This is a genomic window from Paenibacillus sp. Y660 (genome assembly GCF_057221575.1).
In genome coordinates, this window is record NZ_JBXBBJ010000015.1 from 43,262 (window position 1) to 57,648 (window position 14,387).

A 14,387-nucleotide genomic window follows, 5' to 3' on the forward strand; every position below is an offset into this window, starting at 1 on the left:
GGAGGATACTAGAATGAGCGCATCGACCGAAATCACGAAACCCGGAGGCTACAAGCGAACGACGGTTTTCTTGCTGGGTTCGCTTCTGCCCCTCGCGCTTCTTGTTTTCTGGCAGGTGCTGGGCGAGCTTGGGGTTATTTCGACCTTGTTGTTCCCGACGCCTGTAACAATTGCCAAAGCTTTCGGTAAGCTTGCTGCCTCGGGTGAGCTGTGGGAGCACTTTCGAATCAGCGTTGCCCGCGCTGCGCTTGGTTTTTTCCTTGGCGGTGGGTTCGGGCTTCTGTGCGGTATTCTTGTAGGACTGTTCCGCCGGACTGAGCGGGCATTCGATCCAACCGTCCAGATGATTCGAATGATTCCGAGTCTGGCGGTAGCGCCACTGTTCGTCATATGGTTCGGAATCGGGGAAGAATCGAAAGTGCTGCTCATTGCCAAAGGCGCCTTTTTCCCGCTTTATATCAATGCTTTTCTCGGTATCCGCAATGTGGATAACAAGCTGTTTGAAGTGGCGAGGGTGCTCGGCTTCAGCCGGTTTAAGCAGTTGATTCGGCTCGTCATTCCGGCTGCGCTGCCGAACATACTTCTGGGGGTGCGCCTCTCGATTGGAATCTCTTGGCTCGGATTGGTCGTGGCGGAGCTCATGGCTTCTACCTCGGGAATCGGCTATCTGATGTCGGATGCGAGGCAGTTTAGCAAGACGCCAATCGTATTTGTAGGTATTATCATTTTCGCAGTCGTCGGGAAGCTGACCGATTCGCTCGTCCGTTTGTTGGAACGAAGGTGGCTGAAGTGGCGCGACAATTATCAAGGCTAGGAGGCGATGCATCGTTATGAGCAACCAGGTGGAAGTGCTTGTCCAGCCGATAGGCAGAACAAATGAACGGAAGTCCTCTTGGTCCGTCTTGAAATGGAAAGCGAGAGTAAACGATTTTATTATCGGATCGATCCTTCCTGTAATCATAGTGATTGTTTGGCAGCTTGCGGGCAAGCTGGGGTTTATTTCCACCTTCTTCCTTCCCACACCGGCCATGATACTGGAGTCATTCAAAGAGATGATCGTGTCAGGCGAAATAGTCATCAATTTGAGCATCAGCATACAGCGAGCGGCGGCCGGTTTCGCCATAGGAGGCAGCTTGGGCCTGCTGACCGGCCTGCTCGTCGGATTTTCCCGGAAAGCGGAGCATGTGCTCGATCCGAGCTTCCAAATGCTGCGGATGGTGCCGCATCTGGCGCTCGCGCCGCTCATCATTTTATGGTTCGGATTCGGTGAGACGTCTAAAGTCTTCATTATCGCAAACGGGGCGTTCTTCCCGATGTATATCAACACGTTCGCGGGAATACGCAGCGTAGATAACCGTCTGTTCGACGTCGCGGGCGTGCTGGAATTCAGCCGGTTCAAACAAATTACGCGGCTCATCCTGCCCGCCGCTTTACCGAACATCCTGCTCGGAGTGCGGCTTTCCTTGGCCGTCTCATGGCTTGGCCTTGTTGTCGCCGAATTGATCGGTTCACAATCGGGTATCGGATTTTTGATCAACATCGGGAAGCAGAACTCGACGACGGAAGTCATTTTTGTCGGGGTCATTATTTTCGCAATCGTCGGCAAGCTGTTCGATTATCTTGTGCGGCTGTTGGAACGACGCTGGCTGCACTGGCGAGACAATTACAGGGGTTAAGCTTGATTGGTTTCATTTGTCGCACATGGCAGATGTGTTCCATAGATCAATAATGAAAAATAGGAGGCAAGGAAAATGAGTGAAACGAGTGTAAAGGCGGTCGATCTTCAGTTGGATGCCGATGTATTGGTCATTGGCGGGGGACCTGCGGGCACGTGGGCGGCGATTACTGCAGCATCCAAAGGCGCGAAGGTAGTGCTTGTGGATAAAGGATACTGCGGATCGAGCGGCGCCACGGCGCCTTCGGGTACTGGGGTGTGGTACATCAAGCCGGACGCTCAGCTGCGTGAAGAGGCAAAGCAAAGCCGTTTCGGGCTGGGAGGCCATCTGGCAGAGAATGGGTGGATGGATCGGGTACTCGACCGGACCTACGAGAATATGAACAAAATCGCCGAATGGGGCTATCCGTTTCCGCTCGATGAGAACGGCACCCAATACCGGAGAGGGCTTCAAGGACCGGAATATATGAAGCTGATGCGCAAGAAGGCGCTGAAATCGGGCGTGAAAATATTAGACCACAGTCCCGCGCTGGAACTGCTGGCGGATGAGCATGGCGTTGGCGGAGCGACCGGCGTCCGCACGCAAGCGGGCGACACCTGGACCGTGCGCGCAGGGGCAGTCATTATCGCATCCGGCGGATGCGCCTTCCTCAGCAGGGCGCTCGGCTGCAACGTACTGACGGGAGACGGTTACTTGCTCGCCGCGGAAGCAGGAGCGGAGCTCTCGGGAATGGAATTTTCGAATGCTTACGCGATTTCACCCACATTCTCGTCGGTGACCAAAACGGCTTATTACAAATACGCCAGCTTCTATTATGAGGACGGTTCGGTTGTGGAAGAAGCCGGATCGAAGCGGGGCCGTTCGGTTATAGCCCGCAACCTGCTGCAAGGAAGGCAAGTATACGCGAGTCTCGATCAAGCGCCGGATGATATTCAGCCGCTGCTGCGCGTCGGGCAGACCAATTTCTTTCTGCCGTTCGACCGGCTCGGCATCGATCCGTTCAAAGACAAGTTCCCGGTCACGCTGCGTTTGGAAGGAACCGTGCGAGGTACCGGAGGAATTCATATCGCCAGCGAGCACTGCGCCACCAAAGTGCCCGGATTATACGCCGCCGGCGACGCCGCAACGCGCGAGCTGATCTGCGGCGGCTTCACCGGTGGCGGCAGCCATAATGCGGCTTGGGCGATGTCTTCGGGATCGTTCGCAGGTGAAGGGGCGGCCGCGTATGCTCAAAACCTCGGCGTGAAAAAGGAATTCCGCCGTTTGAAAGGCTTGTCCTCCTCTCCACTCTCCACCAAAGCAGTGGATCAATCCGCTCCACGGAAGACGGAGGAATACGTTCGTTCCATCCAAGAGGAAGTCATGCCGTACGACCGCAACCTGTTCAGAACGGAGAAAGGGTTGGATGGTTCGATCGAGCGCCTCGAGAGTATCTGGAACGAGCTGCGCGGCAAAGCCGTAACCTTGAATTCTGATGGGGTCAAAGCCCGCGAAGCGGCGGCCATGACCGCGACCGCCCGGTGGATGTATCATTCCGCACGCGTTCGTACCGAAACGAGAGGAATGCACAAACGGGAAGACTTCCCGCAATTGGATAATGAGCAGCGCTACCGATTGGTAAGCGGCGGGCTGGATCATGTGTGGGTCAAGACGCAGGAAGTTCAGAAGGAGGCCGTCATAAATTGATTGAAATCATCAGCGAGTCAAAATGCATCGAGTGCAACCAGTGTGTTAATGTCTGTCCCACGAATGTTTTTGACCGCGTAGAGAACGGCATCCCGCTCATCGCGCGGCAAAGCGACTGCCAAACCTGCTTCATGTGCGAGTTGTATTGTCCGGTGGATGCGCTCTATGTGGCGCCGGATTCGGAAGCCGTCATTCATATAAGCGAGGAGGAAATCGTGCAGAAGGGGCTGCTCGGCGGTTACCGGGAGAAAGTCGGCTGGGGGCAGGGACGAACGCCGGTATCCAGTCACGAATATATGTTTCAATTGTCTGTTAAAACAAGATTTTAATCAACATGTATAGAGACTTGAGAGGAGAGAAACAGAGATGACAAAGAGGGGAAAAGGAGGCCGTGAGGCATTGCGTTTCACAGGCATTCTTGCTTTTGCACTTATACTGCTTTTCATTCAGGCATGCGGAAATAAAAGCGGAAGCGACGGCAAGCAGGAGGACTCATCCGCGGCAAGCGGAAACGCCGGCGTGACGGCCGCTTCCGGCGGTGCCAAGAGTGATGTTCCCGCTGTTCTGAACTATGGCTATATCGGCACGAACAAGCTGAATTTGCCTTCCGGCGCGGAAGGCTGGGGATTCTATAAAGGCATCATTCAAGCGGAATTGAAGAAATACGGCATCACCGAAGTGAAGCTGACCGGCTTTCCGAACGGACCTGACCAAAGTGAAGCGCTCATCGGCGGCAGGCTCGATTTCGGCGGCTTGGGCGATACGCCGGCCATTCTGGCCCACTCGTCCGGAGCGAAAACCCGGGTGATCGCGCAGGTCTCGACCGAATTAATCGGCTATTTGATCGGCAAGAAAAACGGTCCCAAGACGGTTAAGGACCTCCAAGGGAAGACGATTGCCATTCAAAAAGGCTCCTTTATGCACCGTTATATAGTCGGGCTTCTGAAAGAGGAAGGCGTAACGGACTACAAGCTGGTTCATCTGCTTCGCCCGGACGCCGAAGCGGCGCTTGCGCGGGGCGAGGTGGATGCCACGACGAACAACGGCGTCAATGCGCTCAAGCTGATCGACCAGGGCTTTACGCATCTGGACGATGCGACGAGTCATCCGGATCTTTATGGATCGAGTGTAACTGTCGTATCCGAGGATTATTTGAAAAAGTTCCCGGATTTCCCTAAGATATGGAACGAAATTCGGTTGAAGGCACTGGAGGACCTCAAGCAGCATGAGGATGAATATTACAAGTTTGCGGCGGAGATCGGCGGCACGACACCGGAGCTGGCTAAGAAGACGGCCCCGATCAGTATAATAAAGGATGTTCCCTTTACCGACGCCGGTCTCAAGCTTCTCGATGGAACGAAGAAATTCCTTGTGGACGAGAAGCTGGCCGACAATAATTTTGACCTGAACGATTGGATCTTGAAATAATTGACGTACCGAAAGAAAAGTTGTCACGCAATGCGAACGTGTTAACTCTGAAGATACGAAAAAACGTAAGAGTGAAATAGACGCGCTAATGGATGAATTATTCGAATAGAAACACGCTCACTTTTAGACAATGAACTGTAACCCGCAAGAAGGACACATGGAAAACAATGTCCTCTTGCGGGTTATTTATGTTTTATCAAAGTGGCGGCTGCACTGCTGCGAACGCCAATCGCGCGGCTGGACGCGTTCTGAATTAATCTATTGAATAACCATGTCCGTCGTAATTCACATCAAATTCTGCAGCATATTTTTCGCTTTCTATATCTTCATCTATTACTACCTTCTTTTCAAGTTTCTTACTCACGCTTCCAATAGAGTTGTCATTGTTAGTGCACCCAGTTAAAAAGACTAACATAAGTAATATGATCGTCCTCATAAAAACTCATCTACTAAATGGTTCTCCTAAAGAAAGATACGATTTTGCTAATATTACCTTACCATATTTTGTTACGTTATTCTGCCCGTTGAGCTTGTTTCATATCGTTAAGCGTTAACATGATTAAATAGAACACTTTATAAAGCGCGGTTGAATACCATGCGAAACAGGCCGTAAATGTAGCGCAGCGGGTAAAGCTCGGACAGGCGCAAGCGTAAGCTTGATGGGGCTAAAAGGAATGAAGGGGCAGCGTGATGCTTGCCTCTTTTTTGGTGTGCAAGGCTTCTGTTGGCAAGCAAAAGAATAAGAGATAAGATAGGGCTAGAGTGATGCATTTATCTTTTACTATGGAATTGCAAAGGGGAGCTAAGGCAAATGATGCTGAATATAAATCAACGCTTGCTGCAGATGGAACAGGAAGAGCAGGAGCTTCGCTTTGAGACATTTTCGAATGATACAGCATTGGCGTTAGGTTTGGAGATCGTGGAGGAGGCACGGCGGAGCGGCAAGCGCATCACGGTTGATATTACCCGGTCGGGCCAGCGATTATTTCTGCATGCCATGGAAGGAACAACGGCTGAGAACGAGGATTGGATTCGCCGTAAAAATAATGCAGTAAAACATTTTGGCACAAGCTCTTGGCATGTGGCCTGCAGGCTTCGCAATGAGGGAACGACGATGGAGGAGAAGCATGGGCTTCCGCTTGCTGATTACGTGGGAGCAGGAGGGGCATTCCCGCTTATCGTTGAGGGTGAGGGGCAGATCGGTACGATTACCGTTTCCGGCTTGCCGGATCAGGAAGATCATGATCTGCTTATTTCCGCACTGCGACGTTATTTATTGAAGTAGCTAATGACGCTTTAGTTTAAAAGCCAAGTAATGATTCCAACTAATATAAGCGGACATATGTGGGCTTGGAAGGCGGGAATTGAAGTGGACGCTGCAAGCTTGAGAACATTTTGGAAGTCGTATTTGACCGGTTTGCAATTGCATGTGGCCGTAGTTGAGTATACGAAAGTACCGCTCTCGTGGAATGACGACAATTACACGCCTGACGTGAATAAGCTCTATTATATTCAAGAGGGCGAAGGGTACATAAAGGTTGGGGACCGCATCTATTATCCGAAGGCTGGCGATCTATGCTTGCTGCCGGCGGATGTGACCCAATCCTATGGCACGATCAATACGAATACTTTCGGCAAATATTGGTGCCATTTTACGGCGAAGCTGGGCAATTTCAATCTTTTTCAAATGCTTGAGCTGCCAGTCATATTAACGGTAACCGATCATCCGGCATTAAAAGATAAATTTGATCGTCTTAAGGATCAACATAAGAGCGAGGAATGGACGGCTGACTTGCATGTACAGGCGACCTTCCTCGAGATCATGGCGATGTTTCTGGAGCAGACCGACCGGGTTACGATCAACACGCCGACAACAAGCTCATTTGAGAAGATGAACGTCGTGCTTACTTATATCGAAGAGCATCTTTCCGAGAACATTTCGGTCGATACGCTGGCACAGCTGGTACATTTTCACCCCAATTATTTTATACGCATGTTCAAAAATACGACCGGGCTCTCGCCGATTCAATATGTGAACCGCAAGCGTATGGACAAGGCGAGAGGGCTGCTTTCCTTTACTGCTCTAAGCATTTCAGCCGTGGCTGAAGCGCTGGGGATGGATGCGACATACTTCTCGCGGCTCTTTAAGGAGTACACGGCGCTGTCGCCAAGCGAGTATAGGGAGCTTTTGCTCAAATAGAGCTTCATGAGCCAAACTAATAAGCAAAGAACCGTGGCTAAATGGCTACGGTTCTTTGCTCATGCAGATCAAGGATAAAAGGCGTTCGCGTGCGTCGTAGTTGTACACCAGCGCGCATTAAAGAGCGACTTGATTAGAATATCCTTCGCTTCCTCCGTACCGATATAACGGAGCGCTTCGAGCGCATGCGCCCGTACGTAGCGGTTCTCGTCTTCGAGCGCTGCCTCCAAAGCGGGAACGGCTGCAGCAGCAGCGGAGCCAAGCTTTGATAACGAAAGGCCGGCCGTAAAGCGAACCTGAGCATCCTCATCCGCTAGGCAAATGATTAAGCCTTCAACCGCGACTGCACAGGTTGACTCGATCATCCCAAGTGCTTCAGCGACCGCGCTGCGTATGGCAGCGGAAGGGTGGGACAATAAGCGAGCAAGCCTTGGAAGCGCAGAGTCCGCGAATTGACGCAGCTCGCCAAGCGCGAATACGGCATGATAGATTGTTTCCTCGCGATCCTGGTCCAGCGCGGCAATTAATTCGTCGACGGCGTCCGGGCCAGCTGCCGACAAACCGTAGGCAGAAACGCGCGATACGTCCACACTTTCATGATGAAGCCCGGCGAGCAAGGCGGCTACGCCTTTATGGCCATACCTCGCCAGCTCATAAGCTGCGTTCAGCGCAGTTGGCTCGAATCTATCTTCTAAACCATGTGTGAGCTCTATAAGCTGTGAAGCATCCTCATCACGTGAATTGGCTATACTGCCGACGCTGCCCGACAGCCAGTTCCACGTTTCTTCCCATAACGTTTCATGGTTTGCAATGGGCAGCGCAAGATCGGGGGGCTCTTGCCACTCTATAGTCTGATTGTCCCAAGAAGGCGCGGTGGGAGCTGACGTGCGCATAAATTCGAACTTCAGCATATAGCGGGCGCTGCCTAACACATTTGGCGTTGAACGATGCCAAATATCGTAATGAATGAGCGCGAATGTGCCTGCTTCACCGTTAGCATAAGCTTCCCCTGCGGGATCATCGGAGACGAAGGTGCGTGATTCGTAATTTTGCGTGCCTGGGAGTACGCTGGTAGGTCCAAGCTCAAGCGGCGTGTTTTGCGGAAAATACATAATCATGGCCCACCATGGATGGTGGCTGCGCATCCGTGAGTAGCCCCAGTAGCTGTCCTTATGCCAGCCGCCGGCAACGGGCTGCGCGTTATAATGGCCGTGTCTATGCGCATGCAGCATATAGTTCGGCCCCAGCACGCTCGTCAATGCGCCTGTAATGACGGGGCTGTCGAATACCTGCTGAACTTCACGGATTCGCGGCAGCAGGTTATTGCCAGGATTCCCTTCATCGTTGTATACCCGTGTAAGCTCCTCGGTCATCGCGAGGTGGAACGATTCAGGGAAGTCTGTTTTTAAGATCAGAAATCCTTCCGTAATAAACTTTCTCATTTGCTCATCCGTCAGTAACAGCGGTGATTGCTTCATGTGTTCGATATCCTCCTAAGAAGTTTTTATACACCGATTATAGGAGATGCCGCGCAATTGCTACATACACGAAACTAAGTGAAGCTTGCATAAAACTAACTTCCTGCCTTAAGTGCGCCGATAAAAACAAGACTATTTCATCAGCCTCTTGATTCATTTTATTTTGCCAGCATAGGGAGGAAAGTTAGGCCTGAAATGAAACGCTGGACAATTGGACATAAATGAGAGTGTATAGTCATGGAAGTTGAATATCGATATAATAGCCTTATTCAAGGTTTAGGAGGATACGGGTCATGGACTTGAACTACTATAATACCTTTATTACGGTGTCAACAGACTGTCCGGTGGAGATCGGCACAGTGCCGCCTGACAAGAAGAGCGGACGGACGAAGCCGAGCCTCGAATATGAGCTGGCAGCCAATCAGCCTTACAGATATACGCAGGAAGAGCTGTTATACGAAGTACATATTCGGCATAAGGGACTTGCAGAGGAGCTCGAAACAAGAGGGACGGAGATTTGGGATGAGTTTTTCTCGAAGCCGATGGCTTGTTTAAGGGCTTCTATGCTGCCGAAGAAATATGGCTGGGGCATCCATTTTAATGAAGCGGGCAAGCTGGCACTCGTGCCTAAGGAATCGGCTGAATACCATCAGTTTGCTGAAGGCGGACGCGACAATGTGACCGTGCTGAAAGGGATGCGGAGCAGCAAAAAATAAAGCGGGATTGTAAACGGCAGCAGAAACCTAACATGACGCTCCGGATGAAGGGCTACGTTGCAGATAGGCATCAGAATCGGCTTGTACACTCCAAAATGAAGCGGGAGCTTGGGTTTCATAGGTTAGGAACAAGTAAACGAGCAGCATGGGGATGTTCCCATTCCGTGCGAACACTTTTGGGACAGCCCCTTTATTAAATAGTTAAATCTAATTCGAGAGTGCTCTAACGACGCTTAATTATAAAAGAAATGATTATAAAAACTAATCCTAATGCCCCAATATATTTGTAGTATTCAGGAAGATCATTTTTGATTAATCCACCACCTGAGAGTGATACATAAGTACAAGTATACATCATTACCGCACTACAAATGAAGCCTCCCCACCCGCCAGTAATTAATCCCCAAAGTGCGCACATTACCACACTACTATTTTCCGAAAATTAATTTGCGCGCGCCAATACTCGAGTGAAATAGTCAAGCGGTGAAGCATGCTGCGCCATGGCAAGGATAACGCACGGTTCATCAATGCATAAAGAAGAACCATATAGGTAATTATGAGAGTGCCTTATTTATAAAAATTTGAGACAAAAAACTTAAATTATATAATTCCTATGAGAATTATCGGAAAAAAGATTGACACAACACCACCAGCGTTATAAAATCCATGTAGTCGACCATTCCATAAATTACAAAGAAAGAATAGTGAGGGGTAATAATATGAAGAGAATAAGCACACTAACATTATTGATAGCACTAACCGTATTGCTGCTGGCAGCTTGCGGCGCCAAGAAAGACAATAGCAATGGAGGCACACAGGAGCCAGAGGTAAGCCCTACTGCGGAGACTTCGAATTCGGCAGAGGCAGCACCGGGGCAAGCGGCTTGGGATGCGATTAAAGCGAGCGGCAAGCTCCGCATTGGTACAGAGGGCACATATGCGCCATTTACATTTCATGACGAGTCAGGCAAACTCACCGGCTTCGATGTTGAGATTGCAGAAGAGGTTACTAAGCGGCTTGGCTTAAAGGCTGAATTCATTGAGACATCGTGGGATTCCATTATCGCTGGCCTTGATGCTGAGCGCTTTGATACTATTTTCAACCAAGTGGGCATTACAGATGAACGGAAAGAGAAGTATGATTTCTCGGATGATTATATCGTTTCCAAAGCAGTTCTGATCGTAGCTGAAGATAATACGGATATTAAAACGTTCGCGGACCTGAAAGGCAAGAAAGCGGGACAATCGTTAACGAGCAACCTCGCTGATATTGCACGCGAGAATGGGGCAGAGATTGTAACGACGGACGGTTTCAACCAAGCGATCGATCTGCTTGCATCGGGGCGTATCGATGCTACCGTAAATGACGGACTATCCTTCTTGGATTTAAAGAAACAAAAGCCTGACCTGCCGCTTAAAATCGTTGCTGAAGCACCGGATGCAGCCAAGAACGCCGCTCTTTTCAGAAAAGGAAACGAAGCGTTAATTGAAGCGGTAAACGGTGCGCTTGCCGAGATTAAGAGCGATGGCACTTACCTGAAAATCTCCGAGAAATATTTTGGAGCAGACGTCTCTAAATAATGAATGCTGCCTTGCTGACTAACAGCCCACAGGCGTAAAGGATGTTTATCATATGAATGATCGTCAAATAGAGATTCTTATAGATTCACTGCTGCCCCTGCTTAAAGCAGGGGTCCTTTTTACGATTCCGCTAGCATTAGTTTCATTTACTCTTGGTCTCATTTTAGCTGTTGCTACTGCTCTTGCAAGACTATCCACCATAAGAATACTGCGGCTTGTTGCACGCTTCTATGTATGGATCATTCGCGGAACACCGCTGCTTGTCCAATTGTTTATTATTTTCTACGGTCTTCCTTACGTTGGAATTATATTAGATCCGTTTATTGCAGCTGTCATCGGCTTCTCGCTCAGTGTAGGCGCCTACGGCTCCGAGATTGTGCGTGCGGCAATTCAGTCAATCCAGAAAGGCCAATGGGAAGCCGCATATTCACTAGGGATGACAAGGTGGCAGGCGCTTCGGCGGGTCATATTACCGCAGGCGGCTCGCGTGTCGATTCCGCCGCTTGGCAGCTCGTTCATAAGCCTGGTAAAGGATACATCTCTCGCAGCTACCATTACTTATGTGGAGATGTTTCGTGTTGCGCAAAACATTTCTGCAGCAAAGTATGAGCCTCTTATTATTTATAGCGCGGCAGGGGCCATCTATCTCTTGTTCTGCTCTGTACTGTCGTGGCTGCAGGATGTTACCGAGAAACGATTGGCACGGTATTCTTCAAGCTAAGGGAGAGGAAATAGATGATTGAAATACGCAATTTGCATAAATCCTTCGGCTCTTTGGAAGTTCTGAAGGGAATTGATTTGACGTTGGAGCGGGGCAAAGTGCTCGCAATAATAGGGCCCTCCGGTTCGGGCAAGACGACGCTGCTTCGATGCTTCAATTTTCTAGAAGTGCCTGATCGAGGCATATTAACGGTCGGTAAGCAGACGTTGAATTTTGAGGCGGGCAAGAAAGTTCGGGAGAAGGAAGTCGTAGCCCTGCGCAAGCAAACGGGTATGGTGTTCCAGTCGTTTAACCTTTTTCCACATAAGACAGCTATTGAGAATATTATGGAAGCGCAAGTGACAGTGCAGAAGAAGAGCAAGTCAGACTCTCGGCAACGCGCCGCAGAGCTGCTGGCTAAGGTCGGCTTAGCCGATAAGGCTGAATTTTACCCGCATCAATTGTCAGGGGGACAACAACAGCGGATTGCTATTGCCAGAGCAATGGCTGTTGATCCGGAGGTGCTGCTGTTCGATGAGCCGACATCAGCGCTTGATCCCGAATTGGTTGGCGAGGTGCTCAAGGTTATTAAGCAGCTAGCTGCGGACGGGATGACGATGGTCATCGTCACGCACGAGATGAAGTTCGCAGCGGATGTAGCGGATCGCGTCATTCTCATGGATGGCGGAGTTATTATTGAAGAAGGGCCGCCGGAGAATGTTTTGGAAAATCCACAGAGCGCACGCGCTATTCAATTTTTGAATCGATTGGCCAGCTATGAAATCTAATGGATGAACAAACGAAAGAGGGGATGCTGCGCAGGCTTGCAGCATCCCCTTTTTAATCATTTATATCTTAAATCTCCCGATCAAAGCATGCAATTCTTGCGCCAGCATGCTGAGCGACTCCGCGGAGGAAGTGACTTCCTCCATTGATGCCAGCTGTTCTTCGGAAGCAGAAGCTACGTTTTGCGTGTTGTCAGCTGCTTCCCTTGCAATGAAGGCTAGCTGAACAACAGTAGCTGTTACTTGCTCGCTGGAAGCTGACATTTGCTCGGAAGCAGCTGATACCTCTTGTACTTGATCCGAAACCTGCTCCATTTGCGTCATAATATTTTGGAAGATTTCACCTGTTAGCTGAACGGCTTTGGTACCTTCATGTACTTCTTTATTTCCCTGATGAATCGAAGTTACTGCGAGCTGGGTCTCAGACTGGATCGACTTGATTAGCGTGGATACCTGTTCGGCTGCCCTGAGCGTCTGTTCAGCCAGCTTTCTGACTTCCCCGGCAACGACGGCAAACCCGCGTCCATGCTCGCCAGCCCGTGCCGCCTCGATCGCCGCATTGAGCGCCAGCAGATTCGTCTGCGTGCTGATGCTGCTGATGACATCGATAATTTTGCCGATTTCCTGCGACTGCTCGTCCAGCGTGTCCATAATACGGGCGGATTGATCGACGGAATCGCGAATGGACAGCATTTGTTGAACCGTCTTTTGGATGATTTCATTGCCTTCAAGCGTCTTGCTGGATACTTGAATCGAAGACTCGGACACCGCTGATGCCGACTCTGCAATTCTCTGAATGCCGATGGCCATTTCCTCCATCGCTCTTGCCGTCTCATCGGCGCTTTGCACCTGTGTCTCGGAGCCTTCGGCAACGACCTGCATCGATTCGGCAATCATCTCGGTAGCCTTGCTTGTCTGATCTGCACTCGCCATCAGCTGCTCAGAGGTGGAGGCGACATGAAGGGAGTGGCCTGATACTTCAAGAAGCATCGATTGGATCCGCACAATCATCTGATTGAACTGGTTCGTCATTTGTCCGAATTCGTCTTTGCTTTGGAGAGATAGGGTTTGTGTGAAGTCTCCTTCTGCAAGTGTGAAGGACAACTTGTTCACCTTTTGGATATTCACCGAAATAAATCTACTATACAACCAAATCGTTGCGGTAATAATGCAGATGCCAATGAGGCTGACGATCAACAGTATCCTCATCATTTTGGATATCGGTTCCTTAAACTCCTGATCCGGGATGATGAGCAGCAAGGTCCATTCCAATTGCGGAATTTTCTTATAGTAGACATGATTCATTCCCTTGTCGTCGGAATAAGTCGCTTGCCCGTATGCGTTGCCGAGCAGAGTATCGGACAATGAAGCGAATGATGTATTGGGATCCTGACTGACGTTCATCTTCATAATTTTATCCGGCTCTGGACCTGCTATGTACTGATTTTGCTTATCGAGCAAAATGGCCCACCCGGTATTTCCAACCTTCGTCTGGTTTACAATGTCTTGGATCGTGCTCAAGTTGAAATCAGCAGTTACTATGGCTAGCAATTGCTTGTTCACGTCATAAGCGGGAACGGCTACCGTTGTCATTGTAACTCCGATGATTTCGTCATAATACGCACTTGAATATGCGGTGCTTGCGGCTGCGTTAATGCCTGTTTTGTACCATTCCTGATTCAGATAATCGAATTCCGGATTACTGTATTCCTGCGTATACACAAGCTTGCCCTGATCCTTGTATCCGTAAGTAGAAGCATATTTCTTCCCTTGCTCGAACTGGTTCGGCTCGAAGAAAATGCCCATGCCTGATGTGTCGTCGTTTGATTGAAGCACGCCTCCCAGCATTTGATTGTACTGATCAAGCGAGAAGTCGGAAGCGTAGGTTTCAAAGGTTCTAGTTAAAACCTCTGCCGTTTTGGTATGGGCAATAAACCGGTTATTGAGCCGATCGATCGTTCCGTTTAACTGCTCAGTCATCGTGCTCTCGATCTGCTCGAGAATCATCTTATTCGAATAGAAATAAGAGAGGGTCGACACAGCAATAAGCGTTAATAGAACCAACGGCAAAATGATGACTAACGTTTTTGTTCGAATGCTTTTCATAAAAACCTCCATTTATTTGTAAACCTGTATTG

13 protein-coding genes are annotated in these 14,387 nt (G+C 49.8%); 11 read left to right on the top strand and 2 right to left on the bottom strand.

All coding sequences use genetic code 11. The annotated features are described in order from the left end of the window. Positions 1-13 precede the first annotated feature (13 nt). The 7 genes from AC2TDN_RS17110 to AC2TDN_RS17140 all read left to right on the top strand — a co-directional run bounded on the left by AC2TDN_RS17110 (position 14) and on the right by AC2TDN_RS17140 (position 6,990). Positions 14-814 (top strand): ABC transporter permease, encoded by an 801-nt coding sequence (locus AC2TDN_RS17110; protein WP_482067864.1) that lies wholly within the window; start codon positions 14-16, stop codon positions 812-814. A gap of 16 nt (positions 815-830) precedes the next feature. Next, positions 831-1,676 carry an ABC transporter permease gene (locus AC2TDN_RS17115; protein WP_484689224.1) on the top strand — a complete coding sequence of 282 codons (846 nt, stop codon included), beginning with the start codon at positions 831-833 and terminating at the stop codon, positions 1,674-1,676. Between the two features lie 75 nt (positions 1,677-1,751). Further along, the gene (locus AC2TDN_RS17120; RefSeq protein WP_484689226.1) at positions 1,752-3,362 is read left to right on the top strand and encodes an FAD-dependent oxidoreductase; all 1,611 of its coding nucleotides are present in this window, start codon (positions 1,752-1,754) and stop codon (positions 3,360-3,362) included. Next, positions 3,359-3,691 carry a 4Fe-4S binding protein gene (locus tag AC2TDN_RS17125; RefSeq protein ID WP_484689228.1) on the top strand — a complete coding sequence of 111 codons (333 nt, stop codon included), beginning with the start codon at positions 3,359-3,361 and terminating at the stop codon, positions 3,689-3,691. The genes AC2TDN_RS17120 and AC2TDN_RS17125 overlap by 4 nt, the downstream gene beginning before the upstream one ends. A gap of 37 nt (positions 3,692-3,728) precedes the next feature. After that, complete coding sequence (locus tag AC2TDN_RS17130; RefSeq protein ID WP_484689230.1) at positions 3,729-4,790, top strand: ABC transporter substrate-binding protein; 1,062 nt, start codon at positions 3,729-3,731, stop codon at positions 4,788-4,790. Between the two features lie 811 nt (positions 4,791-5,601). Continuing rightward, positions 5,602-6,075 carry a heme-degrading domain-containing protein gene (locus tag AC2TDN_RS17135; protein WP_484689232.1) on the top strand — a complete coding sequence of 158 codons (474 nt, stop codon included), beginning with the start codon at positions 5,602-5,604 and terminating at the stop codon, positions 6,073-6,075. A gap of 30 nt (positions 6,076-6,105) precedes the next feature. After that, positions 6,106-6,990, top strand: coding sequence for an AraC family transcriptional regulator (locus AC2TDN_RS17140; protein ID WP_484689234.1), 885 nt, complete (start codon positions 6,106-6,108; stop codon positions 6,988-6,990). Positions 6,991-7,058: 68 nt separating this feature from the next. Here AC2TDN_RS17140 and AC2TDN_RS17145 read toward each other — a convergent pair whose 3' ends face one another. Next, on the bottom strand, positions 7,059-8,468 hold the full coding sequence (locus tag AC2TDN_RS17145) for a HEAT repeat domain-containing protein (protein WP_484689236.1): 1,410 nt from the start codon (positions 8,466-8,468) through the stop codon (positions 7,059-7,061). A 293-nt stretch (positions 8,469-8,761) separates the two neighbouring features. On the opposite strand from AC2TDN_RS17145, the gene AC2TDN_RS17150 reads away from it, so the two are divergent. The 4 genes from AC2TDN_RS17150 to AC2TDN_RS17165 all read left to right on the top strand — a co-directional run bounded on the left by AC2TDN_RS17150 (position 8,762) and on the right by AC2TDN_RS17165 (position 12,252). Then, entirely contained in the window at positions 8,762-9,184 is a 423-nt protein-coding gene (locus tag AC2TDN_RS17150; protein WP_482068480.1) for a DUF6157 family protein, read from the top strand. A 719-nt stretch (positions 9,185-9,903) separates the two neighbouring features. Then, complete coding sequence (locus AC2TDN_RS17155; RefSeq protein ID WP_484689239.1) at positions 9,904-10,764, top strand: amino acid ABC transporter substrate-binding protein; 861 nt, start codon at positions 9,904-9,906, stop codon at positions 10,762-10,764. Positions 10,765-10,816: 52 nt separating this feature from the next. Continuing rightward, positions 10,817-11,485 (top strand): amino acid ABC transporter permease, encoded by a 669-nt coding sequence (locus AC2TDN_RS17160; RefSeq protein ID WP_484689241.1) that lies wholly within the window; start codon positions 10,817-10,819, stop codon positions 11,483-11,485. Positions 11,486-11,499: 14 nt separating this feature from the next. Beyond that, positions 11,500-12,252, top strand: a complete 753-nt coding sequence (locus AC2TDN_RS17165) for an amino acid ABC transporter ATP-binding protein (RefSeq protein ID WP_482068484.1) — start codon at positions 11,500-11,502, stop codon at positions 12,250-12,252. Between the two features lie 60 nt (positions 12,253-12,312). Here the strand turns inward: AC2TDN_RS17165 and AC2TDN_RS17170 are convergent, their stop codons facing one another. Continuing rightward, positions 12,313-14,355, bottom strand: a complete 2,043-nt coding sequence (locus AC2TDN_RS17170; RefSeq protein WP_484689244.1) for a methyl-accepting chemotaxis protein — start codon at positions 14,353-14,355, stop codon at positions 12,313-12,315. Positions 14,356-14,387: the final 32 nt, after the last annotated feature.